The organism is Paenibacillus senegalensis JC66 (assembly GCF_000285515.1).
In the GTDB taxonomy this organism is placed as follows: domain Bacteria; phylum Bacillota; class Bacilli; order Paenibacillales; family NBRC-103111; genus Paenibacillus_L; species Paenibacillus_L senegalensis.
This window is the reverse complement of the sequence record NZ_HE610957.1, coordinates 940925-966992: the sequence shown is the minus strand read 5'-3', so window position 1 is coordinate 966992 and position 26068 is coordinate 940925. Positions and strand designations below refer to the sequence as shown.

General features: G+C 48.4%; 24 protein-coding genes, 3 tRNA genes and 1 other annotated feature. Of the genes, 21 read left to right on the top strand and 6 right to left on the bottom strand.

Going from position 1 to position 26068, the window contains the following annotated elements; translation table 11 throughout:
- The first annotated feature begins 16 nt into the window (after positions 1-16).
- From PSHG_RS04680 to PSHG_RS04655, 6 genes are all read left to right on the top strand, one after another.
- On the top strand, positions 17-460 hold the full coding sequence (locus PSHG_RS04680) for a cell division protein SepF (protein ID WP_010270094.1): 444 nt from the start codon (positions 17-19) through the stop codon (positions 458-460).
- A 5-nt stretch (positions 461-465) separates the two neighbouring features.
- A complete protein-coding gene (locus PSHG_RS04675; RefSeq protein ID WP_010270093.1) occupies positions 466-753 on the top strand; it encodes a YggT family protein in 288 nt (95 codons plus the stop codon).
- Entirely contained in the window at positions 753-1532 is a 780-nt protein-coding gene (locus PSHG_RS04670; protein WP_010270091.1) for a YlmH family RNA-binding protein, read from the top strand. The genes PSHG_RS04675 and PSHG_RS04670 overlap by 1 nt, the downstream gene beginning before the upstream one ends.
- 105 nt (positions 1533-1637) lie before the next feature.
- The gene (locus PSHG_RS04665; protein ID WP_010270088.1) at positions 1638-2117 is read left to right on the top strand and encodes a DivIVA domain-containing protein; all 480 of its coding nucleotides are present in this window, start codon (positions 1638-1640) and stop codon (positions 2115-2117) included.
- Positions 2118-2257: 140 nt separating this feature from the next.
- Positions 2258-2496, top strand: a binding site (T-box leader).
- 172 nt (positions 2497-2668) lie between these two features.
- Positions 2669-5440: an isoleucine--tRNA ligase gene (ileS, locus tag PSHG_RS04660; protein WP_010270085.1), complete on the top strand. Its 2772-nt coding sequence runs from the start codon at positions 2669-2671 to the stop codon at positions 5438-5440.
- Positions 5441-5451: 11 nt separating this feature from the next.
- Positions 5452-5778 (top strand): DUF5665 domain-containing protein, encoded by a 327-nt coding sequence (locus PSHG_RS04655; RefSeq protein WP_010270082.1) that lies wholly within the window; start codon positions 5452-5454, stop codon positions 5776-5778.
- Positions 5779-5819: 41 nt separating this feature from the next.
- Here PSHG_RS04655 and PSHG_RS04650 read toward each other — a convergent pair whose 3' ends face one another.
- Positions 5820-6524: a TraR/DksA C4-type zinc finger protein gene (locus PSHG_RS04650; RefSeq protein WP_010270080.1), complete on the bottom strand. Its 705-nt coding sequence runs from the start codon at positions 6522-6524 to the stop codon at positions 5820-5822.
- Between the two features lie 146 nt (positions 6525-6670).
- Here PSHG_RS04650 and lspA point away from each other — a divergent pair, with 146 nt between their 5' ends.
- From lspA to pyrE, 10 genes are all read left to right on the top strand, one after another.
- Positions 6671-7213: a signal peptidase II gene (gene lspA / locus PSHG_RS04645; protein WP_010270078.1), complete on the top strand. Its 543-nt coding sequence runs from the start codon at positions 6671-6673 to the stop codon at positions 7211-7213.
- 44 nt (positions 7214-7257) lie between these two features.
- Positions 7258-8163: an RluA family pseudouridine synthase gene (locus tag PSHG_RS04640; RefSeq protein WP_081505084.1), complete on the top strand. Its 906-nt coding sequence runs from the start codon at positions 7258-7260 to the stop codon at positions 8161-8163.
- Positions 8164-8332: 169 nt separating this feature from the next.
- A complete protein-coding gene (locus tag PSHG_RS04635) occupies positions 8333-9574 on the top strand; it encodes an LL-diaminopimelate aminotransferase (protein WP_010270074.1) in 1242 nt (413 codons plus the stop codon).
- Between the two features lie 327 nt (positions 9575-9901).
- Positions 9902-10426, top strand: coding sequence for a bifunctional pyr operon transcriptional regulator/uracil phosphoribosyltransferase PyrR (pyrR, locus tag PSHG_RS04630; RefSeq protein WP_010270073.1), 525 nt, complete (start codon positions 9902-9904; stop codon positions 10424-10426).
- 14 nt (positions 10427-10440) lie between these two features.
- Positions 10441-11349 (top strand): aspartate carbamoyltransferase catalytic subunit, encoded by a 909-nt coding sequence (locus PSHG_RS04625; RefSeq protein ID WP_010270071.1) that lies wholly within the window; start codon positions 10441-10443, stop codon positions 11347-11349.
- A gap of 44 nt (positions 11350-11393) precedes the next feature.
- Complete coding sequence (locus PSHG_RS04620) at positions 11394-12683, top strand: dihydroorotase (protein WP_010270068.1); 1290 nt, start codon at positions 11394-11396, stop codon at positions 12681-12683.
- Positions 12684-12811: 128 nt separating this feature from the next.
- Positions 12812-13978 carry a carbamoyl phosphate synthase small subunit gene (locus tag PSHG_RS04615; RefSeq protein WP_010270066.1) on the top strand — a complete coding sequence of 389 codons (1167 nt, stop codon included), beginning with the start codon at positions 12812-12814 and terminating at the stop codon, positions 13976-13978.
- Entirely contained in the window at positions 13965-17186 is a 3222-nt protein-coding gene (gene carB / locus PSHG_RS04610; RefSeq protein ID WP_010270063.1) for a carbamoyl-phosphate synthase large subunit, read from the top strand. The genes PSHG_RS04615 and carB overlap by 14 nt, the downstream gene beginning before the upstream one ends.
- Positions 17187-17293: 107 nt before the next feature.
- Positions 17294-17989 (top strand): orotidine-5'-phosphate decarboxylase, encoded by a 696-nt coding sequence (pyrF, locus tag PSHG_RS04605; RefSeq protein WP_081505083.1) that lies wholly within the window; start codon positions 17294-17296, stop codon positions 17987-17989.
- Positions 17986-18651: an orotate phosphoribosyltransferase gene (gene pyrE / locus PSHG_RS04600; protein ID WP_010270060.1), complete on the top strand. Its 666-nt coding sequence runs from the start codon at positions 17986-17988 to the stop codon at positions 18649-18651. The genes pyrF and pyrE overlap by 4 nt, the downstream gene beginning before the upstream one ends.
- Before the next feature lie 286 nt (positions 18652-18937).
- Here the strand turns inward: pyrE and PSHG_RS30380 are convergent, their stop codons facing one another.
- Positions 18938-19099 carry a hypothetical protein gene (locus tag PSHG_RS30380; RefSeq protein WP_157213424.1) on the bottom strand — a complete coding sequence of 54 codons (162 nt, stop codon included), beginning with the start codon at positions 19097-19099 and terminating at the stop codon, positions 18938-18940.
- 166 nt (positions 19100-19265) lie between these two features.
- Positions 19266-19781 carry a 2'-5' RNA ligase family protein gene (locus tag PSHG_RS04590; protein ID WP_235782007.1) on the bottom strand — a complete coding sequence of 172 codons (516 nt, stop codon included), beginning with the start codon at positions 19779-19781 and terminating at the stop codon, positions 19266-19268.
- Positions 19782-19951: 170 nt separating this feature from the next.
- On the opposite strand from PSHG_RS04590, the gene PSHG_RS04585 reads away from it, so the two are divergent.
- From PSHG_RS04585 to PSHG_RS04570, 5 genes are all read left to right on the top strand, one after another.
- The gene (locus PSHG_RS04585) at positions 19952-20560 is read left to right on the top strand and encodes a phosphatidylglycerophosphatase A family protein (RefSeq protein ID WP_010270055.1); all 609 of its coding nucleotides are present in this window, start codon (positions 19952-19954) and stop codon (positions 20558-20560) included.
- Positions 20561-21542: 982 nt separating this feature from the next.
- On the top strand, positions 21543-21707 hold the full coding sequence (locus PSHG_RS31010) for a hypothetical protein (RefSeq protein ID WP_162830516.1): 165 nt from the start codon (positions 21543-21545) through the stop codon (positions 21705-21707).
- Positions 21708-21785: 78 nt separating this feature from the next.
- Positions 21786-21862 (top strand) — tRNA-Met (locus tag PSHG_RS04580).
- 13 nt (positions 21863-21875) lie between these two features.
- Positions 21876-21952, top strand: a tRNA-Ile gene (locus tag PSHG_RS04575).
- A 35-nt stretch (positions 21953-21987) separates the two neighbouring features.
- A tRNA-Leu gene (locus PSHG_RS04570) sits at positions 21988-22076 on the top strand.
- 288 nt (positions 22077-22364) lie between these two features.
- Here the strand turns inward: PSHG_RS04570 and PSHG_RS26585 are convergent.
- From PSHG_RS26585 to PSHG_RS04550, 3 genes are all read right to left on the bottom strand, one after another.
- Positions 22365-23333, bottom strand: a complete 969-nt coding sequence (locus tag PSHG_RS26585; RefSeq protein ID WP_010270052.1) for an S-layer homology domain-containing protein — start codon at positions 23331-23333, stop codon at positions 22365-22367.
- A 501-nt stretch (positions 23334-23834) separates the two neighbouring features.
- Entirely contained in the window at positions 23835-25106 is a 1272-nt protein-coding gene (locus tag PSHG_RS26580) for a hypothetical protein (protein WP_148497637.1), read from the bottom strand.
- Positions 25107-25143: 37 nt separating this feature from the next.
- Entirely contained in the window at positions 25144-25626 is a 483-nt protein-coding gene (locus PSHG_RS04550) for a hypothetical protein (protein ID WP_010270048.1), read from the bottom strand.
- Between the last annotated feature and the right edge of the window lie 442 nt (positions 25627-26068).

Below are 26068 nucleotides of genomic sequence, written 5' to 3'. Positions count from 1 at the left end.
CGAGGAGGGAACTACTATGGGCGTGATGAACAAACTATTAAATTTTATCGGACTTCAGGAGGAAGAGGAGATCGTTGAGAAAGAGCGTATCGTTGATTCTTCTTCCGAGCAGGAACAGCCTGCGGGTGATTACAGGAAAACTAATAAAAACAATATTGTCAGCATCCACTCACAAAAAAATGTCAGAGTCATCTTAAGTGAACCCCGCTCGTATGATGAAACACAGGATATTGCCGATCATCTCCGTTCCCGGAGGACGGTTGTCGTCAATTTACAGCGCCTGCGTCAGGATCAGGCCGTTCGTATTGTGGACTTTCTAAGCGGTACCGTGTATGCTTTGAATGGTGCAATTTCCAAAGTGGGACCCGGTATTTTCTTATGTACTCCAGATACCGTAGAAATTCAGGGGGCTATCAAGGACCTTGTAGATGAAGAAGCGGATTACTCCAATCAGAGGTGAACAGTTTGAGTTTAGATCAAATTATCGGCTTTATTAGTAATCTTGTAACTATTTACATGTATCTCATTATTGCCTACGTATTGATGTCCTGGCTGCCTAATGCAAGGGAGAGCACTATAGGTGTACTGATTGGCAAGCTGGTGGAGCCTTACCTGTCCCCCTTCCGCAAGCTGATTCCTCCAATCGGCGGCATGCTGGATATTTCTCCTTTTATCGCCTTACTTGCACTTCGTTTTGTCGGTCAAGGCATAATAGCTATCGTCGAAATGATTGCGGGGCTGTTTATTAGCTAATGACTAAAGAATGGTTCCATCATTTTCATAAAGACGAGCACCCGTTTGTGAACAAGGCTTGGGAATGGATCGAAAAAGCAGAGCATCGACATGAGGTGCGGCTCACCGACTTTCTAGATCCGCGCCAGGCTTATGTTGTTTCTACTCTGGTGAATCGAACCACACAAGTCAAGCTGCATCTAAGCGGGGGCAGTGATGAAGCGGAACGGAAGCGGGCATGGATAGCACCGGATTATCTGCATCCTGCAGAAACAGACTTTTCCATGTGCGTGCTTGCGGTCGATGCGGGCGAAGAAGGACGAGCCTTGGATCATGGAGATTACATGGGGGCTGTGTTGGGGCTTGGGCTGAAGCGTGACAAGATTGGCGATATTCACGTTCAGGAGAGCGGCTGTCATTATGTCATAGCACAAGAAGTGGGCGATTATCTAAATCTGCATTTACGGCAAGTTCACCGTATTCATGTACATACGGAGCTGCTTCCTTTGAGTGAACTGAAGCCAACCACCAGCAAGCTGGAGGAGATGAGCTTTACCGTTGCTTCGCTGCGCTTAGATGCGCTCGTAGGCGACGTATTCAAGATGAGCCGGGCCAAAGCGCTGCAGCCGATCAAAGCGGGGCACTGCAAGGTCAACTGGAAGGAAGAGCCTGATCCAAGCACTCTATTGGAGACAGGCGACCTTGTTTCCTTGAAGGGATATGGACGGTTTAAAGTGATGGAGACGGAAGGCATGACAAAAAAAGGCAGAATCCGAATAAAAATCGGTCGCTATTGTTAAATTCTCCTTTATGATTGCAGGAAAATTGCCGGTTCTGTCGAATTATATAGTTCGTTAAACCATACCTGATGGTTAGAGGTAAGAATAGCCGTGGAGGTGCGAGTGATGCCATTAACACCATTGGACATACATAACAAGGAATTTAAGAGAGCTTTCAGAGGCTATGATGAGGATGAGGTTAATGAGTTTCTGGACCTTGTCATCAAAGATTACGAAGCCTTGATTCGCGAGAACAAGGAACTGCTGGATCAAGTGCAAACCCTTCAGGAGCGGCTGGATCATTTCACCAATATTGAAGATTCCTTAAGCAAGACCATCATTGTCGCCCAGGAAGCTGCTGATGAGGTGAAGATTAACTCTAAGAAAGAGGCGGAGTTAATTATTCGCGAGGCTCAGAAGAATGCCGATCGGATTATTAATGAATCGCTAGTCAAATCCGGCAAGGTAGCCCTGGAGATCGAGGAGCTCAAGAAGCAGGCGGCCGTATACCGGACGCGTTTCCGCACTTTGCTCGAAGCTCAGCTGGAGCTGTTGAATGGGGAAAGCTGGGACAAGATTGAAACCCGGACAGGAACGGACTCTTAAGAGCAGGTGAAGGGTCCTCGTTTATCAATCTGCCAAGCCCCTAGGAACAGCGGGTCAACCCCTCAGTTGACGATGTATTGAAATTTCGCTATACTTCCTTATGAAATCGGACGAAATTGATGTCCAGCTATAAATCAAACTGTAAAGCTATGACTGGAACGAGTACGATGCGTGGCATAAGATCAAGAGAGCCGGGGATGGTGGAAGCCTGGCATTATGTGCATCGGAATATCATCCAGGAGTGCCGCTTGAACAGACGCCTTTTACAGGTGTCTCAGTAGAGAGGGCCGGGTAATTCCGTTATCAATAATCAAGTGGGTTCGCTGATCTATCAGCCGGACTTAGCAGGGTGGTACCGCGAGAGCTTCTCGTCCCTTCAGGGATGGGAGCTTTTTTATATTTTATGGCTGAATCCATCTCATCACTGCGGCTGGGGTGTGTATTACAGCTTAAGATAACAACACTCGTGTACAGAATTATAATCGTCCTGAGAAATGAATCGCGTATTACCCCATACAATTTTGAGAAGAACAAAGGAGTGCAGGAAAGCTATGGACTATGGAAAAACGTTAAATTTACCGAAAACGGATTTTCCGATGAGAGGGAATTTGCCCCAGGCTGAACCGAAAGTACAGCAATGGTGGGATGAAATTAACATCTATCAGCAGGTGCAGGCAAAAAATCAAGGGAAGCCGAAGTTCGTCCTCCACGATGGCCCCCCGTACGCTAACGGAGATATTCATATCGGACATGCGTTAAACAAAATTTTGAAGGACATTATTGTCCGTTATAAATCTTTGCGCGGCTATGATGCCCCCTATGTTCCTGGCTGGGACACCCACGGACTGCCTATTGAGCAGGCGATTGCCAACAGCGGTAAAGTAGACCGCAAAAAAATGAGCATTCCCGAATTCCGTGAATACTGCAAGGAATACGCCCTGCAATGGGTTGATAAGCAGCGTGCCCAATTCAAACGCCTGGGGGTAAGAGGAGATTGGGAAAATCCCTATATTACCCTTCAGCCGGAGTACGAAGCGCTGCAAATTCGCGTATTCGGTGAAATGGTAAACAAAGGTTACATTTATAAAGGATTAAAACCGGTCTATTGGTCTCCATCATCCGAAAGCGCACTGGCCGAAGCGGAGATTGAGTATAAAGAAAAAACCTCCCCATCGATCTACGTAGCTTTTCCAGTGAAGGACGGCAAAGGCAAGCTGCCTGAAGATGCGGAAGTCATCATTTGGACAACGACACCATGGACGCTGCCGGCGAATTTGGGCATTAGCGTGCATCCTGAGCTTCCTTACGTTGTCGTGAATGTTGCGGGCCGCAAATTCGTGCTGGCCGAAGGTCTGCTGGAAACAGCGGCTAAGGCTATAGGCTGGGAAGCCTATGAGGTGATCTCTACGGTACAAGGAAGCGAGCTGGAGCATGTGGTCTGCCAGCACCCGTTTTACGACAGGGATTCGCTTGTTATGACGGGCGACCACGTTACCCTGGAAGCCGGTACCGGCTGTGTGCATACGGCTCCGGGTCATGGGGAAGATGACTTTGCTGTCGGCCAAAAATACGGAATAGGAGTTCTTTGTCCGATTGATGACCAAGGCAAGTTTACTTCCGAGGCGCCAGGCTACGAGGGAATGTTCTATGAGAAAGCGAACGCTCCGATTATGGATCTTCTGGAGCAGAAAGGGCGCTTGTTGAAGCAGGGAACGATTCAGCATCAGTATGCACATGATTGGCGGACTAAAAAGCCGGTCATTTACCGCGCTACAGAGCAGTGGTTTGCGTCCATTGATGGCTTCAGAGAGAAGATGCTGGAGGAAATCCGGAATATCAACTGGACCCCGAAATGGGGGGAAGTCCGTCTTCATAATATGATCGCCGACCGTGGAGACTGGTGTATCTCCAGACAGCGTGCCTGGGGAGTGCCGATTCCGATTTTTTACTGCCGCAGCTGTAATCAGCCATTAGTCAATGAGTCAACCATTGACCATATTGCTTCGATTTTTGCTGCAGAAGGCTCCAACGCCTGGTTTGCCCGCGACGAAAGGGAGCTTTTACCGGAAAATACAGCTTGTGAAGGATGCGGCCATCACGAATTCCGTAAAGAAACAGATATTATGGATGTATGGTTCGACTCGGGTTCAAGCCATGCAGCTGTATTGAGAGGCCGCCCTGAGCTGCAGTGGCCGGCAGATCTTTATCTGGAGGGCTCTGATCAGTACAGAGGGTGGTACAACTCCTCGTTGATTACATCGACAGCAGTTAACGGCAAAGCCCCCTACCGCGGTATTCTCAGCCATGGCTTTACGCTGGATGGAGAAGGCCGCAAAATGTCCAAATCACTCGGCAATACCGTTGATCCTTCCAAAGTGTGTGATCGTCTCGGTGCTGATATTTTGCGCTTATGGGTATCGTCAGTGGATTATCAGGCTGATGTGCGGATTTCGGACAATATTCTCTCCCAGATTAGTGAGGTTTACCGTAAAATCCGCAATACCTTAAGATTTTTCCTGGGGAACTTGCACGGGTTTGATCCGCGCAAGGATCAGGTGCCGTTTCAGGAGATGAATGAGCTTGACCGGTTTGCGATCATTCATTTGAACCGTTTAATTGAAAAAGTTTTGAAAGCATACGATGCTTATGAGTTTCATATGGTTTACCAAGCCGTCCATCATTTCTGTGCCGTGGAAATGAGCGCCTTCTATCTTGATATCGTTAAGGACCGCCTGTACACGGAAGCTCCTAACGATCCGGGGCGTAAGGCAGCCCAAACCGTATTATACGAGGCGTTAACGGTAATAACTAAATTAATTGCCCCGATCTTGCCTCATACCTCGGACGAAGTGTGGAAGCATATCCCGGGAATGACAGAGCTCAGTGTACAGCTTACAGAAATGCCTGAGCCGAATGAAGCGGTGTATGATTCTCGTTTGGAACACAAATGGTCCCGCTTTATGGCGGTCAGAGATGAAGTGTTCAAAGCGTTGGAGGAAGCCAGAAATCAGAAAGTGATTGGCAATTCCTTAGGCGCTGCCCTCAAGCTTTATGTCGATAGCGATACAGCCCAGCTGCTGGAGCAATTCGACCGTCTGGACCAATTGTTTATTGTTTCCGATGTTGGGGTCTTTTCAAAAGCCGATTCCGCTGCACAAGATGCCAAGGCCTTCGGTGATTTGCATATCAAGGTGCTTCTGGCGGAAGGAGAAAAGTGTGAGCGCTGCTGGGTGGTAACAACAGAGGTCGGGTCAAAGCAAGCTCATCCTACATTATGCCCGCGTTGCGCGGAAGTAGTGGACGCTCATTACGAAACGCAGTAAGGGGAGATACTATGGCCAAACCGAATGATGATAATAATGAACAGAACCGCATGATTGCCCAATTAATCGATAGAATTGATAAATTGGCTTTCAACCTGGAAAAAGCCCGGTTCGCTGAATACGTACAGCTGATTGAAAATCCAAAACGGCTTTTGTTCAACCATTTAATCGGAGGTGTGGCCAGAGGGGTAGGGATCGCAATCGGCTTTACGCTGCTAACCTCAACTCTCGTCTATGTGCTGCAGGCGCTGGGGGCATTAGACTTGCCGATTATCGGTGATTATATTGCTGAGATTGTGAAGCAAGTTCAAGCTCAGCTAAATGGGCGGCCTTATTAAGATTAAGGCCGGATCCGTATTTTAGAAGAGCAAGGCCGGCATTAAAATTCGCCGGCCGTTGCTTCATCATCGGGCTCAAGAAGCGGATCTCCTTCACCTTGCTCCATATAATGTTTGTACGCCTTATTTCGAACAACGGTTACGTGCCGACCATAAATATCGGTTGCCAGAAAGCTCTCCAGATCTTCAACGTAGCCATCATTTTCTTCGGATTCTATTTCCATATCGTCATAGCTGTCCGGCCTAGGATACTCCGCCATGGCGGGTGTATTCGAGGTGCCCCATTGCTCGACAATTTGCCAGGCATCTTCACCATCAAAGCCATTATAGCTGGACTGTTCGTCCAAGCTGGTGCGGCCGAATGGAGGGTCAAGTTCTTCTTCCTCGACTGGCCGGTAATCGGAAACAGACTTTTGGCTGGCATGAGTTTTACAGTATAATGTAGTAGGGACAGCCATCAGCCTTTCCCAAGGAATGGCCTGCCCGCAGACCGCACATCGGCCATAGCTGTCTGTATCAAGCTTGACCAGTGCTTGTTCGACTTCCATAATAGCTCGCTCAGCATGATCCATTAGAGCCAGGTCTTTTTCACGTTCATACAGTTCGCTGCCGAGGTCTGCAGGATGATTGTCATACGAGGATAATTCGGCTGTTTGTCGGCCAAGCGATTCGGACAAGCCGAACTTTTCGTTATGGTCTAACTGCTGTTTCAGTTCGTTTAATTGGATTTGCAGCTGCTGCCTCAACTCGTTTTTTGTTCAGCCGTTAAGGTTGGCATAAGATATCCCCCTTCTGGATAGGTACTTGGCCTATTGTTTGCGAAAAAGAAGCAGTTTAATGAAGGTAATTCCTTGTAGTTAGACATAAATTTAGGATCGGGAGGACTATCTCGTTGATTTATTATCTTATTGCCATTATTGTCATTGCTCTGGATCAATTCACCAAGCGATTGATTGTAAATAATATGGAGCTTGGCGATACGATTCCCGTTCTGGGTGATTTTTTCCAAATTACATCTCATCGCAATACAGGTGCCGCTTTCGGAATATTGGAGGGGCAGCGCTGGTTCTTCATCGTGACCACTACAGTCGTGGTTGTAGCTATTATCATTTACATGACTCGTTTGCTTAAAGAGAAGAAGAAGTTTTTGCCATTTGCCTTAGCCCTGTTGTTGGGGGGAGCGATTGGTAATTTTATCGACCGTTTGTTGTTTGGCGAAGTTGTGGACTTTTTGAAGTTTCGTTTCCAATTTAATTGGTTCGGCCAGTGGGTTGATTATACGTTTGCAATTTTTAATGTGGCGGATGCGGCTATTGTTGTAGGGGTCTTTTTGGTTATTGCCGAATCTTTCATCTCATGGCGCAGGGAACAAAAAGCATTAAAAGGCGGTGGCCCCCTGGGGGAACAGGCTGAGGAAGAGGGGGGAATGAAGTGAGCGATTCCTATCCAACGCAGACTTATGAGAGTGAAGAACGCACGATGGAATGGCTGGTTGCCGGCAGTGAGGCCGGTGAGCGGATAGACAAATGGATCAGCGGATTTATGGAAGAGGATGTATCCCGTACCCAGATCCAGGACTGGATTCGCAGCGGACATGTGCTGGTCAACGAGAAGCAGGTCAAACCCAATTACAAGCTTCAACTGGACGACCGGTTGCTACTCCAGATCCCCGAGCCCGAGGAGCTTTCTATTGAACCTGAGGACATAGCGCTTGATGTAGTATATGAAGACAGTGATGTGATTGTGGTCAATAAGCCGCGGGGAATGGTTGTGCACCCGGCTCCTGGGCATGCTTCCGGTACTTTAGTCAATGCGCTGCTGTATCACTGCAAGGATTTGTCCGGAATTAACGGAGTGTTAAGGCCGGGGATTGTTCACCGGATCGACAAGGACACGTCAGGCTTGCTGATGGCCGCCAAAAACGACAAGGCACACGCGAGCTTGGCTGCCCAGCTGAAAGAGCATTCCGTAAACAGAAAATACAAAGCTATTGTACACGGGACGGTCAGCCACGAGCAGGGGACGATAGAAGCGCCGATAGGACGGGATCCGTCGGACCGCAAGCTGTTTACGGTTACTGACCGCAACAGTAAGCATGCAGTAACTCATTTTGTGCTATTGGAGCAGATGAAAAATCATTGTTTGTTGGAATTAAAGCTCGAAACCGGAAGGACGCACCAAATTCGCGTTCATATGAAATATATCGGACATCCAATTGTGGGAGATCCGGTGTACAGCCATAGTAAACGAAGCGGTATTACAGGACAAGCACTGCATGCTGGTGTACTCGGATTTGAGCATCCCCGATCCGGGAAATGGCTGGAATTTGAAGCCCCCCTTCCTGATGATATGAACAAGCTCCTGCAAAGATTAAGGCATCAGTAGGCAGATAAGGCAAATTACGGAAGGAAACCTGACATGACTTGTAAGAAAATGGCGATTTATCCGTAAAAATCAAAAAAAAACTTAATTTCTGCGCTATAATGCGTTATTATGATTGGTGGTGGACAAAAGAGTCATTTATTTTTTGAATTCGTAAAAGGAGACATGCCTGATGAGTCAAGAAAGTTACATTCAATCATTGTTCGCTGAAAGAATTGGCGGATCGAATTATGGCAAAGGAACGGCCATTTACAAGTTTGAAAAAATTAAAAGAGCGAAAGCCGCGGCGCGCAAGGAGCATCCCGATGTAGAGCTGCTCGACTTGGGTGTAGGCGAGCCGGATGAAATGGCTGACGAGGGCATCGTAAGAAAGCTGGCAGAGGAAGCGGCGAAGCCGGAGAACCGCGGCTATGCTGACAATGGAATTGCCGAATTCAAAGAAGCGGCAGCCCGTTATCTGAAAAACGTGTTCGGCGTTGAAGGAATCGATGCAGATACGGAAATTTTGCACTCGATCGGTTCGAAGCCTGCATTAGCTATGCTGCCCAGCTGCTTTATCAATCCCGGCGATGTTACGATCATGACTGTGCCCGGTTACCCGGTGCTTGGTACGCATACGAAATATTTAGGCGGCGAAGTGTACAATGTTCAGCTGACTAAAGAAAACAATTTTCTCCCAGACCTCGATTCCATTCCAGCAGACATTTGCCAAAAAGCAAAGCTGCTCTATCTGAATTATCCTAACAATCCGACCGGAGCAAGTGCGACAGAGGCCTTTTTCGCCAAAGTTGTCGAGTTCGCGAAAAAGCATGATATCGTAGTGGTTCACGACGCTCCCTATTCGGCCCTCACTTATGACGGCTTGAAGCCGCTCAGCTTCTTATCCGTACCCGGTGCTAAAGAAGTTGGTGTAGAACTTCACTCCTTATCCAAATCCTACAATATGACTGGCTGGAGAATTGGTTTTATTGCCGGTAATCCGCTCGTAGTCAAAGCGTTTGGTGACGTCAAGGACAACAATGATTCCGGCCAGTTCATCGCTATTCAAAAAGCTGCAGCTTATGGCTTGGACAATCCGCAAATCACCGAAAAAATTGCTGAGAAATATTCCCGCCGTCACGATATGCTGGTAGCTGCCCTTAATGAGATCGGGTTTACGGCGGAAAAGCCGAAAGGCTCATTCTTCCTATATGTGGAAGCGCCGAAAGGGATTGAAGGCGGACAGCGCTTTGAAAGCGGGGAGGACTTCTCGCAATATTTGATCAGAGAAAAGCTCATCTCTACGGTGCCTTGGGATGACGCCGGCCGTTTCGTACGTTTTTCCGTTACCTTCCAAGCAAATGGGGAAGAGGAAGAGAAGCGGGTCATTGACGAAATCAAACGCCGTTTAACTGATGTGAAATTTGAATTTTAATTATAAAAAACATCTATTGACTTCTAATGTCGAAAATGGGATAATTCTGTTAGTCGAATAGCGCCTTTAAAGACAGTCCCGTGAGGCTGGCAAGGTGAACGAACAGATTGAACAAACAGAGTTGTCCCGCAGGAACAACAGACTCTGGTATGTTTTTATGCCTGTGTCTGATGTCTGGACAACTTTGTCTTCAACCCTTGCCTATCGGGCAAGGGTTTTTTTGTTCCCAACCCTAAAGCATATAACTTCCAATATTTTGGCAGGCTGGCGGGAGCGCGAAAAGACGAACAACGGCTAGAAAGCTGGACAGGAGGTTGTCATCTATCCATGAGTAGAGTGCTGCTGGATCAAATGGCGATCAAGAGAGCCTTGACAAGGATTGCCCATGAGATATTGGAAAGAAATCGCGGTGTAGAAAACTGCATACTGGTCGGGATTCGCACCAGAGGCATTTATCTCGCCGAACGAATCGCTCGGCGGATTCATGAGATTGAGCAAGTGCCTGTGCCTACGCTGGAGCTCGATGTCACCCATTACCGTGACGATGTAGCGAAGACGCAGCAGCCTTCTGCAGGCGAGATGGCCGGAACGCTGGACATTAGCAGCAAGAAAGTCATCTTGTTCGATGATGTCCTGTACACCGGGCGGACCGTCAGAGCGGCGATGGATGCCTTGATGGATATGGGGCGGGCCGAGATGATTCAACTGGCTGTGCTCGTAGACAGGGGACACCGGGAGCTGCCAATCCGCCCGGACTATGTCGGCAAGAACATTCCGACATCGAAGGAAGAAGAGATTGTGGTTCATTTGGAAGAAGTGGATGAGTGTGACGAAGTCATTCTGTATAACTGAGGGAGCTGATCACCGTGGCACAATTGAAAACGTGGCAGGACAGGCATTTGCTCGGATTGAAAGGGATGGGAAAAGAGGAGATTGAGTCGATTCTTGACCGGGCCGAGTACTGGGCAAATTATCCTCAAAAGCAAACCAGTCACTTAAGCGGACGGTTTGTCGCCAATATGTTTTTTGAAAACAGCACAAGAACACGGTTTTCCTTTGAAATGGCGCAAAAAAGACTGGGGATGCAGGTGCTGAATTTTACTGCGGCGGTTTCCAGTGTGGAAAAAGGAGAATCAATCTACGATACCGTCAGAACGTTGGAATCGATGGGGATTGACGCCGGTGTCATCCGCTTGAAGCCTAGTGGAGTGCTGGAGCATATCGCCCGCCAGGTAAGCATTCCGCTAATTAACGCCGGTGATGGCAACAACGAGCATCCTACGCAGGCGCTGCTGGACCTTTATACAATGAGACAGCATTTCGGCTCCCTCCAGGGCTTGAGCGTATCGATTATTGGTGACATACAGCACAGCCGGGTGGCCCGCTCGAACCTGTGGGCGCTCAAAGCAGTCGGAGCGAAGGTCCGCTTCTGCGCTCCTGACAACATGCGGGCGCTTGAACTCGCGGATGAAGTCGACTACGTCTCCATGGATGAAGCACTGCAGGCCGATGTGGTCATGATGCTCAGAGTTCAACTGGAGCGCCATGAGCACGGCAAGCTGGCCTCGGCGGAAGAGTACCGCAGCCAATATGGGCTGACCGTGGAGCGGGAAAAGCTGCTTAAGGATCATGCTATTATCATGCATCCGGCTCCGGTGAACCGCAACGTCGAGATCGATGATGAACTGGTTGAGCATCCAAGGGCCAAAATCTTCACGCAAATGCAAAACGGAGTGCCGATCCGCATGGCGGTTACCGAAAGAGCGCTTAGCTAATATTGAGGAGTACCAAGACGGATACCGATTAATGGAGGTAGAAGATGGGAATTTGGATTATTAACAGCAAGCTGCTGAATGAACAAAATGAACAAATCGCCGCAAAGATTTATATAGAAGAAGGAAAGATTGCCCGCATCATCACAGGCGGTTCTGCCGAAGACGGCGGACAGACCGAAGGCCATGAGGTCATAGACGCACAAGGCAAGCTTGCAGCACCGGGATTAATCGATATGCACGTTCATCTTCGCGAGCCGGGATTCGAATATAAGGAAACGATAGCGACGGGGACCCGATCTGCTGCCAGAGGCGGATTTACCACGATTGCCTGCATGCCGAATACGCGTCCGGTAATCGATACACCTAAGACGGTTCACTTTGTTAAGGAAAAAGCGGAGCAGGAAGGTATCGTGAACGTAATAACGTACGCCAGCATTACGAAAAATGAGCTGGGGCGGGAATTAACCGATTTTGCGGCCTTAAGAGACGCCGGGGCTTTCGCCTTTACGGATGACGGAGTGGGTGTACAGAGCGCGCAGATGATGAAGGACGCGATGGCCAAAGCAGCCTCGCTCGGCATGCCGATCATCGCTCACTGTGAAGACAATACCTTGGTCGAGGGGGCGCCGGTAACAGATGGAGCCTTTGCACGCAAGCACGGACTGAAGGGCATTCCCAACGAATCAGAAGCGATACATGTTGGGCGGGACATTTTGCTGGCGGAAGCTACGGGAGTCCATTACCATGTGTGTCATGTAAGTACCGAGCAATCTATCCGCTTAATCCGTCAGGCGAAGCAGCTGGGCATCAAGGTAACAGCAGAGGTTTGCCCGCATCATCTGGTGCTTTCGGATGAAGATATTCCGGGCCTGGATGCTAATTGGAAGATGAATCCGCCGCTTAGAAGCCCGCGTGATGTGCAAGCTTGTATTGAAGCGCTGGAGGATGGCACGATTGACATCATTGTGACCGATCATGCTCCCCATAGCGAGGAGGAGAAAGCTAAAGGGATGCAGGCAGCCCCCTTCGGCATAGTCGGATTCGAAACAGCCTTCCCGCTGCTCTATACGAAGTTTGTATTGACCGGGCGTTGGACGCTGAGTTTTCTCCTGGATAAAATGACACGCAAGCCGGCTGAAGTGTTCGGTCTGGCTCAAGGCACGCTGGCCGAAGGGGCTCCAGCTGATTTGGTGCTGATAGATTTGAACAAGGAGCAGGTTGTAGATCCCGCACAGTTCCTTAGCAAAGGACGCAATACACCGTTTACTGGCTGGAGCTTGCAGGGCTGGCCTGCTGCCACCATCGTTAACGGCAAGGTCGTATGGTCAGAATAAGCTGCAGCAGGAATCGGAATCGGGTTCAGGCAAGGACTGGGTGCTAAGATAGATAAGATCAGCAAAGCTCGGAACACAACCTTTCGAGGGCTAAACGGAAATGCTACACAACTGAAGGAGAGATAAACATGCAGGCGAGATTACTATTGGAAGATGGAACGCTGTTCACCGGCAAAGCCTTCGGAAGCGAAGGCGAATCAACGGGTGAGGTCGTTTTCAATACAGGGATTACCGGTTATCAGGAGGTATTGTCCGATCCTTCCTACTGCGGACAAATTGTGACAATGACTTACCCGCTGATCGGCAACTACGGAATTACGCGGGATGATTTTGAGGCCATCCGTCCTTATGTGCACGGCTTCGTCGTTCGCGAGCATGAGGAAATACCGAGCAACTGGCGAGCGCAGTATACTTTGGATAGCTTGCTCAAGGAGTATGGAATACTGGGGATCAGCGAAGTCGATACACGGATGCTGACCCGCATCCTGCGCCATCACGGAACGATGAAAGGCATTATTACGACCTCCAACAAGCCAGTGGAGGAGCTTAAGGAACAGCTCAATGCGATGGAGCTTATGCGCGATCAAGTCAGCAGAGTATCCACAAACAGCCGCTATGCCTGTCCGGGACCGGGAGAAACCGTTGTTGTAGTAGATTTTGGCTCCAAGAGCGGAATTGTCCGTGATCTGTCCAAGCGCGGCTGCAACATCGTCGTCGTGCCTCATGACACAACCGCGGAACAAATCCGCCGCATACATCCGGACGGAATTATGCTCTCGAACGGTCCTGGGGATCCCAAAGATGTTCCCCATGCCGTTAAGATGATTCAGGACTTGCTCGGCGAATATCCGATTTTTGGAATCTGCCTTGGACATCAGCTGTTTGCCTTGGCTTGTGGAGCCGACACTTCCAAGCTGAAGTTCGGTCACCGCGGCGGTAACCACCCGGTTAAAGATTTGCTGACGAACCGCTGTTATATCACTTCCCAGAATCATGGCTATACCGTTCTTGAAGATTCGATTGAAGGCACGGAGCTGGAAGTTACCCATATCAATAATAATGACGGCACGATAGAAGGATTGAAGCACAAGCAGCATGCTGCATTCTCGGTTCAATACCATCCGGAAGCAGCACCGGGACCTTTTGACTCCAGCTACTTATTCGACCGCTTCCTGGACATGATCCGGGCCTTTAAGCAAGAGCAGCCGGCAGTTCCTCAGCAGGCCAAGATGCTGGCCGCTGCCAAGTCAAATTCCGCTGAGAACAAAGGAGAATTAGCATATGCCGAAAAATAAAGAACTCAAAAAAATTCTCGTCATCGGTTCCGGTCCCATTGTCATCGGACAGGCCGCCGAGTTTGACTATGCTGGTACGCAAGCATGCCAGGCTTTAAAAGAAGAGGGAATGGAAGTTGTTTTGATTAACAGCAACCCCGCCACGATCATGACCGATACCGAAATGGCGGATAAGGTCTATATCGAACCGATAACGCTGGATTTCGTCTCGCAAATTATCCGCCAGGAGTGCCCGGATGGACTGCTTCCTACTCTTGGAGGACAGACAGGGCTGAACATGGCAGTCGAGCTGGCCCGCCATGGCATTCTGGAAAAAGAGAACGTGAAGCTGCTGGGTACCCAGCTGACAGCTATCGAGAAAGCGGAAGACCGGGATTTATTCCGTGAACTGATGAGAGAGCTGGAGCAGCCTGTCCCTGACAGCACGATTGTTACAACCGTGCAGGAAGCGATTGATTTTGCCGAAGAGATCGGTTATCCGATCATTGTTCGCCCCGCTTACACACTCGGCGGAACAGGCGGCGGAATCGCCTCAACACGTGAAGAACTGACTGAGATCGTTCAAGCCGGTATTCGTTACAGTCCGATCGGGCAATGTTTGATCGAGAAAAGCATTGCCGGCATGAAGGAAGTCGAGTATGAGGTTATGCGGGACGCTAATGACAACTGCATCGTTGTCTGTAACATGGAAAACTTCGATCCGGTAGGAGTTCATACTGGCGATAGTATCGTTGTCGCTCCAAGCCAAACGCTGTCTGACCGCGAATACCAAATGCTGCGTTCGGCTTCTTTGAAAATTATCCGCGCCCTGAACATAGAGGGAGGCTGTAACGTACAGTTCGCTTTGGATCCGCATAGCTTCCAATACTATGTCATTGAGGTGAACCCGCGGGTGAGCCGTTCTTCAGCTTTGGCTTCCAAAGCTACGGGCTATCCGATCGCCAAGATGGCGGCCAAAATTGCGATCGGCTATACGCTGGACGAGCTTCGCAATCCGGTAACGGGCCAAACTTACGCTTGCTTTGAGCCGACGCTCGATTATATCGTATCCAAAATTCCGCGTTGGCCTTTCGACAAGTTTACGAGTGCTAACCGCAAGCTTGGAACACAGATGAAAGCAACGGGAGAAGTTATGGCAATCGGCCGCACATTTGAGGAATCGATTCACAAAGCCGTCCGCTCCCTGGAAATCGGCGTGCATCGCTTGTACCTGAAAGAGGCGGAGCATATCGATGAGGAAACGCTGGAATTGAGATTGAGCCGGCCGGACGATGAGCGGATATTCCTGATTGCGGAGGCTTACCGCAGAGGCTACACAGTAGAAAAGCTTCAGGAGCTGACCAAGATTGACTGGTGGTTCCTGACCAAGCTGGAAGGCTTGATCCGCTTCGAGAGCGAGCTTCAGCAAAGTGAATTGACACGTGAAGTACTGTATCAGGCGAAGCGCAAAGGATTCACCGACCGCGCAATTGCAGAGATTCGCTCTTCAGCCAATGCGCAGTTCGCTTACACATCTGAAGCAGAAATTAGAGCGCTGCGCCATGAGCTGGGCATCAAGCCGGTTTATAAGATGGTTGATACCTGTGCTGCCGAGTTTGAAGCGACTACTCCTTACTATTACTCCACCTACGAAGTTGAGGATGAAGTTCAAGATACGGAGAAAGAGAAGGTGGTCGTGCTTGGCTCCGGGCCAATTAGAATCGGTCAAGGAATCGAGTTCGACTACTCCACCGTCCATGCGGTGTGGGCGATTCAAGAAGCGGGTTACGAAGCGGTTATCATTAACAATAATCCAGAGACGGTATCGACGGACTTTAATACCTCTGATCGCTTATATTTCGAGCCTTTATTCTTCGAGGATGTTATGAACGTGATAGAGAGAGAGAAGCCTGTCGGTGTCATCGTCCAGTTTGGCGGTCAAACAGCGATCAATCTCGCCGGGCCGTTGGCTAAAGCCGGTGTCCGCATCCTGGGCACTGATCTGGAAAACATTGATGCCGCTGAAGACCGCAAAAAATTTGAGGCACTGCTGCGTAAGCTGGAGATTGCTCAGCCGCCGGGAGGTACGGTTACCTCGGTCAATGAGGCGGTAGATACAGCTGCGCAATTCGGCTATCCGGTACTGGTTAGACCTTCCTATGTACTAGGCGGCCGCGCTATGGAAATTGTATATTCCGATGCTGAGCTTCTGAACTATATGGAATATGCCGTTAAAATCAATCCGGAGCATCCGGTACTGATCGACCGCTACATGCTAGGAAAAGAAGTGGAGGTTGATGCAATTTGTGATAAGGAAACCGTCCTGATTCCGGGCATCATGGAGCATGTTGAGCGGGCCGGAGTACACTCCGGGGATTCCATTGCGGTCTATCCTCCGCAGACCTTGTCGGAAGACATTAAGCAGCAAATAGTAGAGATCACTACTAAGATCGCACGCGGTCTTGAAGTAGTCGGCCTAGTCAATATTCAATTCGTAATCTTCAACGAACAGGTATATGTCATTGAGGTGAACCCGCGTTCTTCCCGGACAGTGCCTTTCCTGAGCAAAGTGACGAACATTCCGATGGCTAACGTGGCTACCAAGCTGATTATGGGCAAGAAGCTGGCGGATATGGGCTATTCAACCGGATTGTGGCCAGAGGATGATCATGTCTCCGTTAAGGTGCCTGTATTCTCCTTTGCTAAGCTGCGCCGTGTAGACACTACCCTCGGACCGGAAATGAAATCGACGGGTGAAGTCATGGGACGTGATGTTAACTTTGCAAAGGCCCTTTACAAAGGACTAATTGGCTCCGGTATGAAAATTCCGCCAACCGGCTCGATTATTTGCACAGTTGCAGAGAAGGACAAGGCGGAAGTTGTGGATATTATGAAGGGCTACGCACGACTCGGGTACAAAATTGTGGCCACCGGCGGAACAGCCAAGGCGCTCACCGATGCGGGACTTACAGTCGATCGGGTCAATAAGCTGAGTGAAGGCACACCGAACATTCTCGATCTGATCCGCAACGGGGAAGCTCACTTTGTTGTCAATACATTGACCAAAGGGAAAACGCCGGAGCGTGACGGCTTCCGGATTCGCAGAGAAGCTGTTGAGAATGGGGTAGTCTGCATGACCTCCTTGGATACGGTAAAAGCCCTGTTGAATATGCTGGAAACGATCAATTTCTCTTCCAGCGCCATGCCGTCTCATACCTCGACTATTTAACTGAAACTGCGCATGATTAAAGCTTTTAGTCAGCATCCGGCAGGACTATACAGGTACAGAGGGGAGAGCATCAGGTGAAGAGCGCTAACGAATGGGCATCCAAAATTATGGTTGCTCTCGATTATCCGAATGAACAGGCGGCCAATCGGCTTATTGAAGTGCTAAAAGGAATTCCGTGCTTTGTAAAAGTCGGAATGCAGCTGTTTTACGCAGCCGGCCCTTCCTTCGTCTATTCTTTGAAAGAACAAGGGTATCATGTGTTTTTAGATTTAAAAATGCATGATATCCCGAACACCGTCCGCGGGGGGGCGGAAAGCATCACCCGCCTAGGAGTTGATGTGTTTAACGTACACGCTGCCGGTGGAGTCAAAATGATGGAAGCAGCAATGGAAGGGGTGGCCAAGGCCGCCTCCGCTTCCGAATCACAGCCGAAGGTTATAGCGGTGACGCAGCTTACGAGCACGAATGAGCATACTTTGCATCATGAGATTGGAATTGTGAAGCCGATGGCTGATGCCGTCCTGCACTATGCCTCGCTAGCGAAGCAGGCTGGCCTGCACGGAGTGGTGGCTTCCCCGCAGGAAGTGGATTTAATTAAGGGCTCGCTAGGTTCTTCCTTTATAACGGTCACTCCGGGGATTCGCCCGAGCGGAGCGGCCATAGGAGATCAGTCGAGAGTCATGACTCCCAAGCAGGCTTTTGATCAAGGTACGGATTATGTTGTTATTGGCCGCCCCATTACCGGAGCACCTGACCCAAGAAAAGCAATGGAAATGATTATAGAGGAGTTGTTATCAGAATGACGACGGAATGGTCCACCTTATCCAGCCAAATTGCTGCCAGTCTTTTAGAAATTGGTGCCGTAACTTTGAGCCCGGACAAACCATATACTTGGAGCTCCGGGATGCTTTCTCCAATTTACTGCGACAATCGTTTGACGCTTTCGTATCCGGAAATCCGTAATCGCATTGCGGAAGGGTTTGCCAGCTTGATTCGCGAGCACTATCCTGATGCTGAGGTGATTGCAGGTACGGCAACAGGAGCGATTGCTCATGGGGCTTGGGTTGCTGAAAAGCTGAATCTGCCAATGGTATATATCCGCAGTAAAGCGAAGGGCTACGGTCAGCAAAGAATGGTGGAGGGTGTTTTGAAGCCCGGGCAAAAAGTGGTCGTCATTGAAGATTTGATTTCCACCGGGGGAAGCTCTTTGAAGGCAGCTAAGGCGGTGCAGGACGAAGGCGGAGATGTGCAAGCTGTTTTGGCTATATTTACCTATGAATTAAGTCAAGCCGGACAGCAATTTGCCGACAGCGGCATCACAGTGAGAACCTTATCCACTTATTCTGCTCTTCTGGACACGGCAGTGCAGCTGAACAAGATTGATGAGCAGGCACGCGCTCTTCTGCAGTCCTGGAAGGAGAATCCCGCAGCCTATGAGCAATCGGTTAAGTCCGAAATGGGATAGGCCGGTTAATCTTTTAAATTAGCTTAATAAAGGAATTCTGGGAGCGGTAAGCATAACAGGAAAAGGGCATCTGCATGAACGCAGCTTGCCCTTTTTTTGTACACAGAGTTCATCCTTACAATGTTAAAAATTTTGCATAAATTCTCTGCTGGAAATATTCAATCAGATTATAGATCAAAGAATGTTCCTCGTATCTTATCTATGGTTGTCCCGCTTGTGAAGGAGACCGATATGCAAAATGCACCAATCCGTTTAATTTAGTACATAAACGCATGGCACGTGAACGTTAATGGCATTGGGGAATATGGTCGGCAAATACAACCTGGCCGCCCTCGAAGCTAATATAAGGCTCGGGAATTTGCGGCTGCTTTGCACCGTTGGCCTGTAAGGCCACGGTTATGATGCCAACGGAAAGGAATCCCGCAAGCAGTAAGTAACGTTTCTTCATTGGACCTTCCTCCTTGCTGATGACCAATCAGTATCGCTCATAACGAACTCTACAAGGATAAGTATACCATTATTCCTAGTGAAGTTCTAGGGATTATGACAAATTTACACGTTTGCCATCTTTCCGCATCTTATATATAGTAGAAGATGGTGGTGCGATGCCTGAGTCAGTTCTGCAGCAGAAAAGTCTGGTATACCGTCCAAGCTTCGTTATCCGTCTGATATACCAGATGGAAGCGGTCAACGCGAAAGCTGAGATCGACTTCGGTTTTTCTCACACTGGCCAGTACATCATGGAATTCATCGTCTCCGAGTTGTTGCCCGACTGTTAAATGAGGGGTGAAGTGCTGGTCCTTGCTGTTCTGTTCCAGAATATCCCGGCAGATAGCTTCGCGGCAGCGTTCAAACGGGCCATTGTCTTTAAAAGCCAGATAAATGACATTGTTGGTTGGCTTAAAAGAAGAAAACCGGTTAAAAACCGCCTCAAATGACGTCAATTGATTAGCCGCCTCATTCAAGTGATCAACCGCTTTCTCGAGCATTCCCGGATCCCATTCTTCCTTCTCCCTGATCGTGATATGGGGAGGGATTAACAAATAACGAGGATCATATCTTTTGCGGTAGCTATTGGCGAAATCTTGAATCTCCTTCGGGGGAAAGATCACCACTGCATAATTCATCATAAATATCCTCCTTTTCACCTAAAGATCTGTGTAAGTTATTATACCGTATTCTGAGGCATCTAACACTATTAGTCAACGAATTCTATATAGAGCAACTAACCTGGCTTGATGGAAAAGGCATTAACTAAAGCGCAAGCAGAATAAGTCATGCAGAAGAGAGGAAGATGACGATGAGCAGAGTTCACAGTCAGGATGTGAAATTGGCTGTCATGGATAAACTGGCTGAACGGGGAATAAAGATAGAAGATATAGCTAAAATTGTGTTTGAAATGCAGCATCCTTATCAAAGCAGCTTGACGATTCCCCATTGCATAGAGAGTGTTCACGCGGTTCTGAACAAACGGGAGGTTCAGCATGCGGTGCTCGTCGGAATAGAGCTGGATATGCTGGCCGAGCGCGGGAAGCTTTCCGAGCCGCTGCAGTCACTGGTGGCTACTGATGAAGGGCTTTTTGGCTGCGATGAGACCTTGGCGCTTGGCTCGGTCCTTGGCTATGGAAGTATAGCCGTGACCACCTTCGGTCATCTGGATAAGCATAAGGTAGGGATCATCAAGGAATTGGATACTAAAACAGCAAATGGAGTGCATACGTTTCTGGATGATCTTGTAGCCGGCATCGCTGCTTCGGCATCGAGCCGTATCGCCCATAGAGTAAGAGACCTTGAAGAGCAGGAGGAAAGAGAGCAGGAGGAAAGAGAGCGGAAGGAAAGAGAGAGGGCAGCCAAAAGCGTAAACAGCTTCCCGCCCCCGGCTCCTGAGCTTGATGAGAATGCCGGATAAGCATAGATGAGTCGGTAGAACAGATCGATGAATAGGTAAACAGATGACGAGTAGGTAGAACAGTTCGATGAGCAGGTAAACAGATTGACGAGTAGTAGAACAGTTCGATGAGTAGGTAGAAGGGATTTTAATGTGTGTAGGATAGGCCATCCAGTCAACCTGGATGGCCTTGTTTGTTTAAAATGTATGCGAAAAATCGCAATACAATTGCCTTCGCCGCGCGAGCAGAGGCGGAATGCATGCGAATACAGTCATGCCATTGAAATTTCAGGCACAACTCCAGCATGAAAATAGCCAAGGTTGGCGGGGTTCGAGGGTTCGAGGGCTGCGCGGGTTTGTTGCCTGTTGTTGCCTGCGTTTTGTACGAAATGTCGTACAAATTCATGTGGTTGAAGTGCGATTTCCGGAGGTTTGTATGAAACGTCGTACAAATGCTGGGGGGTTAAGGCCAGCGACCAGCGATTTGTATGACAAATCGTACAAATGCAGGGGATTGAGGTGCGATGGCCCGAGATTTGTATGACAAATCGTACAAATTCAAGGGGTTAAAGTGAGTCCATTTAACTATGTAAAAAGGATTCCTAAAATTGATAGGAGCCACAAAATCCTCAGTTAGGCTTTACATGGAGGTGGGCATGATAGGCTGGTTCGCCTGGCGAACTTCGCCGTGTTCGCTCGAAATCATGCCCATAGAGGCTCCATGTCAAGCCCGGCAACTCAGCTTCGCCTTCTAATCGAGATCATTTTACTACACATAATGGACTTCAACTGTGTTTCAGGAGCTGTAGCCAGTGTTCTAGACGAAATTTCGTACAAGTTATGTGATTGAGGTACAATTACAATTACCCGAGATTGCCCATCATGCGGGAGTTTTATTTTCACAGAAAACCGCACTTTTTCTTTAAATGATCGTAACAAACCTGCTAAAAACGGGCATGCTAAAGAAAAAGACATAAGTATTCAAGAACGGGAGTGACCAAGGGTGGCCTGGATTTATTGGTCAAAGCTATACGAAAGTAAATTTCAAGCTGGATGTATCGCTAAGCGTATGGAGGAAGACTGGTGGATATACGGATATGACTGCCCGCAGACAGTAGAAGTATTTCGTTCACGCAAAGGACGTTTTGGTATTCGTTATTTGTTTTGAAAATAATAGTTGACATTTGCTTTGTAAATGGTGTATATTTATTTTTGTCGCTGCTAACCAGTTATCTGATCTTAATGTCGCGGGGTGGAGCAGTCCGGTAGCTCGTCGGGCTCATAACCCGAAGGCCGCAGGTTCAAATCCTGCCCCCGCAACCAATATATAGTTTCCGGGCCTTTAGCTCAGTTGGTTAGAGCGGTCGGCTCATAACCGATTGGTCGGGGGTTCGAGTCCCTCAGGGCCCACCATGAACGGAATAAGTGGATATCTCCAGACAATATATGCCGGGGTGGCGGAATTGGCAGACGCACAGGACTTAAAATCCTGCGATAGGTGACTATCGTACCGGTTCGAGTCCGGTCCTCGGCACCAATAGAATCAATAAACTTTGCAGCAATAAGAACAGTCCATAATGGGAATATACATATTGATGATTTGACAATTCAATAGCTATATTTATAGAATACTCCTTTGTATCGGTTTATAACTGCTGCAAAGGAGTTTTTTATTCAAGGTATTTAGATCTTCCTATTATATGTGGATTACGATTCCATTAAAAAGCCTGTCTCCGCTTGAAGCGGCAGACAGGCTTTCTTGAGCTCGGAAAGCTTATGAGGACTGGTACAACCGATCATCAACAACTTCCCGTGCGTACTTAACTTATGGATGGCTGACCGATTGACTAGGTGCTGTGTTGTCGACTCCAGCTACAGAGGGAGTATGAGTTCCAACCAACTGGGCAGATAAAGAGTAGTTGCTGTCTACATAAGTTGAAGCTGTAACTTCTGTAATAACCTGAGGATACATGAGCTCCGGATCAGGCAGCACGATCTCATAGTTAATTACGGCCTCCATTGTGGTTTGGTTATAATCAATGGCAACAATAGCTAGGCCATAACCAGGATGCGGAGCTTCAGCCCATACGAGCGTAGCTTCGTTAACGCCTTCAGCGGCTTCTGTCGTCTTCAACTCCACCTCGATTGCGGGCAGATCAGGCACCCCAGAAATTTCTTTCATTCTCTCGATAAATTCAATGGCGCCATGAATCCATTTTGCGGCCTCCGCGCGGGTAAGCTGCTCCTGCGGACGGAAGTTGTTGCTATCACCCAGCTTAATCATTTGACCAATGATCAGCTTCTGAATACTGTTCATGTATTCTGGGGTAACTTCATCCTCGTCATCCAGTAAAATGTATTGCTCGGTAAACGCATACTCACCGGTACGGATTACAGCCTCAAACAACAGATGAGCAAATTGCTCGCGGGTGATCGCTTCTTCAGGCTTCACATCGGCTGCTAAAGGCAGTCCGTGATAGGCGGCAGCCTCGAAGGAGTCGGCATACCAGGCTCCGTTTGCTACATTAGCGAAGGACTGGAGCGGTTCTTCTGATTTGCCGGGATTCAACCCAGTCGCTTGAATGACCAAATGAACAGCTTGAGCGTAACTCAATTCAGCTTCAGGACGAAATTCATCATCACTTACTCCGCTAACAATGCCCCTCTCACGAAGCTCCAAAATTTCGCTTTCGGCTGAGTTTCCGGCAATGTCCGAGAAGGCCAGCACGGTTGGACTTAACAGCAGAATCACCGCCAGCAACATACCGAAAGCAAATTTTCCTTTTGTTTTCATGTCTATTTTCACCTCCTGTACAGTTTTAGACGGATTATTTTGCCAAAGGTTGCAAGCCGTTCACCAGTTTTTTATTTAATATTAACGTCAATCCCAAAGTAAGCTGTAAGCTGGCGGTTCGCCTTGGTAAAATCGATTTATTTTAACGCATGACCGAGCTGCCCAATCACCGAGCTGCCCAATCACCGAGCTGCCCGATCGCTGAGCTGCCCAATCGCTGGGCTGCCCAATCGCTGAGCTATCCAGTGCGATGCCGGTGAGGTGAACTACGGGTGTGCTTGCTGCGAGCTTCCAGCAAGGAGTTCAGTGCGAAGAGCCCCGAAGTGCCTTGCGAGCTGCCAGCAGGAGGTTATGCGGGGTGTCCAGAGCCTCAACTTGCAGGGTGTTCTGTGCTAACGCTCGCCCTTGCTCTTATTTGGCCGAAAAAGCAGGGATTTTATTTGTAACGCTCATCCTCGCTTCTATTTGTGACAAAATAGCGGTATACGCCTCGGCAGCGGTTTACACTTTCACAAGCGGTGTACGCCTAGTATCCGCTTGTGAGGAACCCGCTGCCAAACGCCAGTAAGCGACGCCTAAGAATAGCCATGTAGGCAAATAAGCAAATTCCGGTACAGAGGTCATCATACAAACAAAAAGGACAATTAATGCAAATTTTAGACCTTTTCCCATTTCGTCATTACGCAGTTTAAAAACCGGGATCATGAACAGGGCGGTAAAAGCCAGGAGGCCAACCAAGCCCAAATTATTTAAGAGCGTAGTAAACATATCGGAAGAGCGGATATAGCCGAAGCCGACGCCAAACAGCTTGTGCAAAAAGGGCAGCTCCAGATAGAAATTCAAGTGGTTCTGGAACATAGAGCTGCGCATCATAGCAGAATGACTGTCCAGCTTGCTGGCAAACAGCATCTCGTAAATGCGGACAACGATTTGGTAATTCGCAGCGCTGATCAGCGCGAGAGCCCATGCGACGACAAAAGGAGACTTGTCCTTAAACCGGCTGTACAAAAGTCTGAGCATAAAATATAAGAAGATGCCAATATAGGCTGTCGTAGACGTAGACAAAATTAAAGTCAGCAATAACAAAAGATGTACGGCCGTTTTCCTGAGGTGAATGGCAAAAATCCAAAACGGCAAAACCGTAAACGCATACATCGAAGGCTCCCCGGTGAGACTTTTCAATCGCATTACTTCCCAGCCGAACAATTTGGTTGTTTGAAATAAGCTGCCGCTGACGTGGCCGTTGAACACCCGGTTGGTAAGGAAATCGCCATTTCTATGAAAGAGCTGAAAGTAGACCCATTCGTACATTCCGTAAGCCGCCAGCAAGACGGCCCCGGCCAGGATGCAGCGGTTCCAGCTGGGCTGATAAAATGTTTTGACAAAGAAAAAGGTAAAAATAGCGGCAAATAAATAAATGGACTGGGTAAAAAGTGAGTTTTTAAATGCGTATCCGGTATCCCGATCTTCCACCAAACGAACCTGAGTGAAGTCAATTCCGTGGTTAACGAGCAGCCCGGCCTGGGCAATCAAATTGCAAGTGACGTAAGCGAGTAGAAAAAGAAACAGCTGAACAAGCTGCTCGTTCAAGGTATGCCTCAAGTCCATCCGAGTAACCGCGAGAACAAAAACAACGGCTACAGAGAGAAAGGCCATCAGATAACCTATAGTTGTTCCTTGTATGGATGGTATCAGCAAAAAGGACGTAATCGGCAAGGCCAGGGCCCAAATATAGAAATATTTATTTAATAATGAAGGTGTCTGTATCATCATGTCATCCTTTCCATAGACAAGGACTTTTGGAGCAGGACTACTGCTGTGCCAGCTCGGCAAGAGCAACTAATTTTATTGCCTCGAATTCTTCGGGAGTCAGCCTCTCCAGCAGCGCAGTCTTGATCTGTGCTTTCTCCTTTTCCGTAAGTCCGTCTTTAGCAAGATCGACAAATCCGGTCAGCTCTGCCATTGTAAATTTGCTTAGCAGCAGCTTCAGCACCTGTTCCTTATTTTGCAAAGCAGGCTGGGGATTTAAAGTTTCGTCATTTACCGGAACGTTACCTGAATAAGGAGTCTCTTTTATTACAGATTCATTCACAGGGTCATCAGTTGTATCCGCTGGCTGCGGACTAGAAGGCTGCATCGGCTCGGCTGCTTTCTCGGAAAGAGCCGGAGGCATTGCCTCCTGTTGAAGCCTTCCTCCCTGCAGTTCCGCCAAGAGCCGTTGGATTTGCGGATCGCTCTTCCATTCCGCGATTTCCTCTTCTGTGAACACTTCTTGCGTCAGACGCTCCATCATCTTTTCAGATATATAAGCAACGCCTATCCGATAGCTGGATATTCCGAGGATACCGGCAACACATAGAATAAGCGTCCATTTGCCCGCTGTGAACCATTTAGGGTTAACCGCTCGGCGGGCTCCCTTGCCGAATTTGATCCAATGCTTGCCATCAGTGCTTTTGTACCGCTGAATGCCTATAAAACGAAGCGGAGTTTTTAATTTTTTAAGTTTAATCGCTATTCACCTCGCTGAAGAAAATTGGCTGTTTTTCTATCGGAAACTTACTATCATTATAAATATATCATTCAAAAAGAATAGGGTAATTAGTATTATTTATTCAATTAGAATAATTTATATTTAGTTTTTCCGTGCAATTTTCACTAGTTTTATGCAGCTTTAGATTCATGAATGGAGAGGTAAAAATAGGAACAAAGACACAGTAAGCTGCCCTTAACGATCA

Coding starts and splice junctions, on each gene's coding strand:
- pyrE (WP_010270060.1), top strand. CDS start 17,986: ATGACGACGGAATGGTCCACCTTATCCAGCCAAATTGCTGCCAGTCTT.
- PSHG_RS30380 (WP_157213424.1), bottom strand. CDS start 19,099: ATGAAGAAACGTTACTTACTGCTTGCGGGATTCCTTTCCGTTGGCATC.
- PSHG_RS04635 (WP_010270074.1), top strand. CDS start 8,333: ATGAGTCAAGAAAGTTACATTCAATCATTGTTCGCTGAAAGAATTGGC.
- PSHG_RS04680 (WP_010270094.1), top strand. CDS start 17: ATGGGCGTGATGAACAAACTATTAAATTTTATCGGACTTCAGGAGGAA.
- PSHG_RS04655 (WP_010270082.1), top strand. CDS start 5,452: ATGGCCAAACCGAATGATGATAATAATGAACAGAACCGCATGATTGCC.
- carB (WP_010270063.1), top strand. CDS start 13,965: ATGCCGAAAAATAAAGAACTCAAAAAAATTCTCGTCATCGGTTCCGGT.
- PSHG_RS04615 (WP_010270066.1), top strand. CDS start 12,812: ATGCAGGCGAGATTACTATTGGAAGATGGAACGCTGTTCACCGGCAAA.
- PSHG_RS04620 (WP_010270068.1), top strand. CDS start 11,394: ATGGGAATTTGGATTATTAACAGCAAGCTGCTGAATGAACAAAATGAA.
- PSHG_RS04665 (WP_010270088.1), top strand. CDS start 1,638: ATGCCATTAACACCATTGGACATACATAACAAGGAATTTAAGAGAGCT.
- ileS (WP_010270085.1), top strand. CDS start 2,669: ATGGACTATGGAAAAACGTTAAATTTACCGAAAACGGATTTTCCGATG.
- PSHG_RS04670 (WP_010270091.1), top strand. CDS start 753: ATGACTAAAGAATGGTTCCATCATTTTCATAAAGACGAGCACCCGTTT.
- pyrR (WP_010270073.1), top strand. CDS start 9,902: ATGAGTAGAGTGCTGCTGGATCAAATGGCGATCAAGAGAGCCTTGACA.
- PSHG_RS26585 (WP_010270052.1), bottom strand. CDS start 23,333: ATGAAAACAAAAGGAAAATTTGCTTTCGGTATGTTGCTGGCGGTGATT.
- pyrF (WP_081505083.1), top strand. CDS start 17,294: ATGGTTGCTCTCGATTATCCGAATGAACAGGCGGCCAATCGGCTTATT.
- PSHG_RS04590 (WP_235782007.1), bottom strand. CDS start 19,781: ATGATGAATTATGCAGTGGTGATCTTTCCCCCGAAGGAGATTCAAGAT.
- PSHG_RS26580 (WP_148497637.1), bottom strand. CDS start 25,106: ATGATGATACAGACACCTTCATTATTAAATAAATATTTCTATATTTGG.
- PSHG_RS04585 (WP_010270055.1), top strand. CDS start 19,952: ATGAGCAGAGTTCACAGTCAGGATGTGAAATTGGCTGTCATGGATAAA.
- PSHG_RS04640 (WP_081505084.1), top strand. CDS start 7,258: ATGGAATGGCTGGTTGCCGGCAGTGAGGCCGGTGAGCGGATAGACAAA.
- PSHG_RS04550 (WP_010270048.1), bottom strand. CDS start 25,626: ATGATGGAGCGTCTGACGCAAGAAGTGTTCACAGAAGAGGAAATCGCG.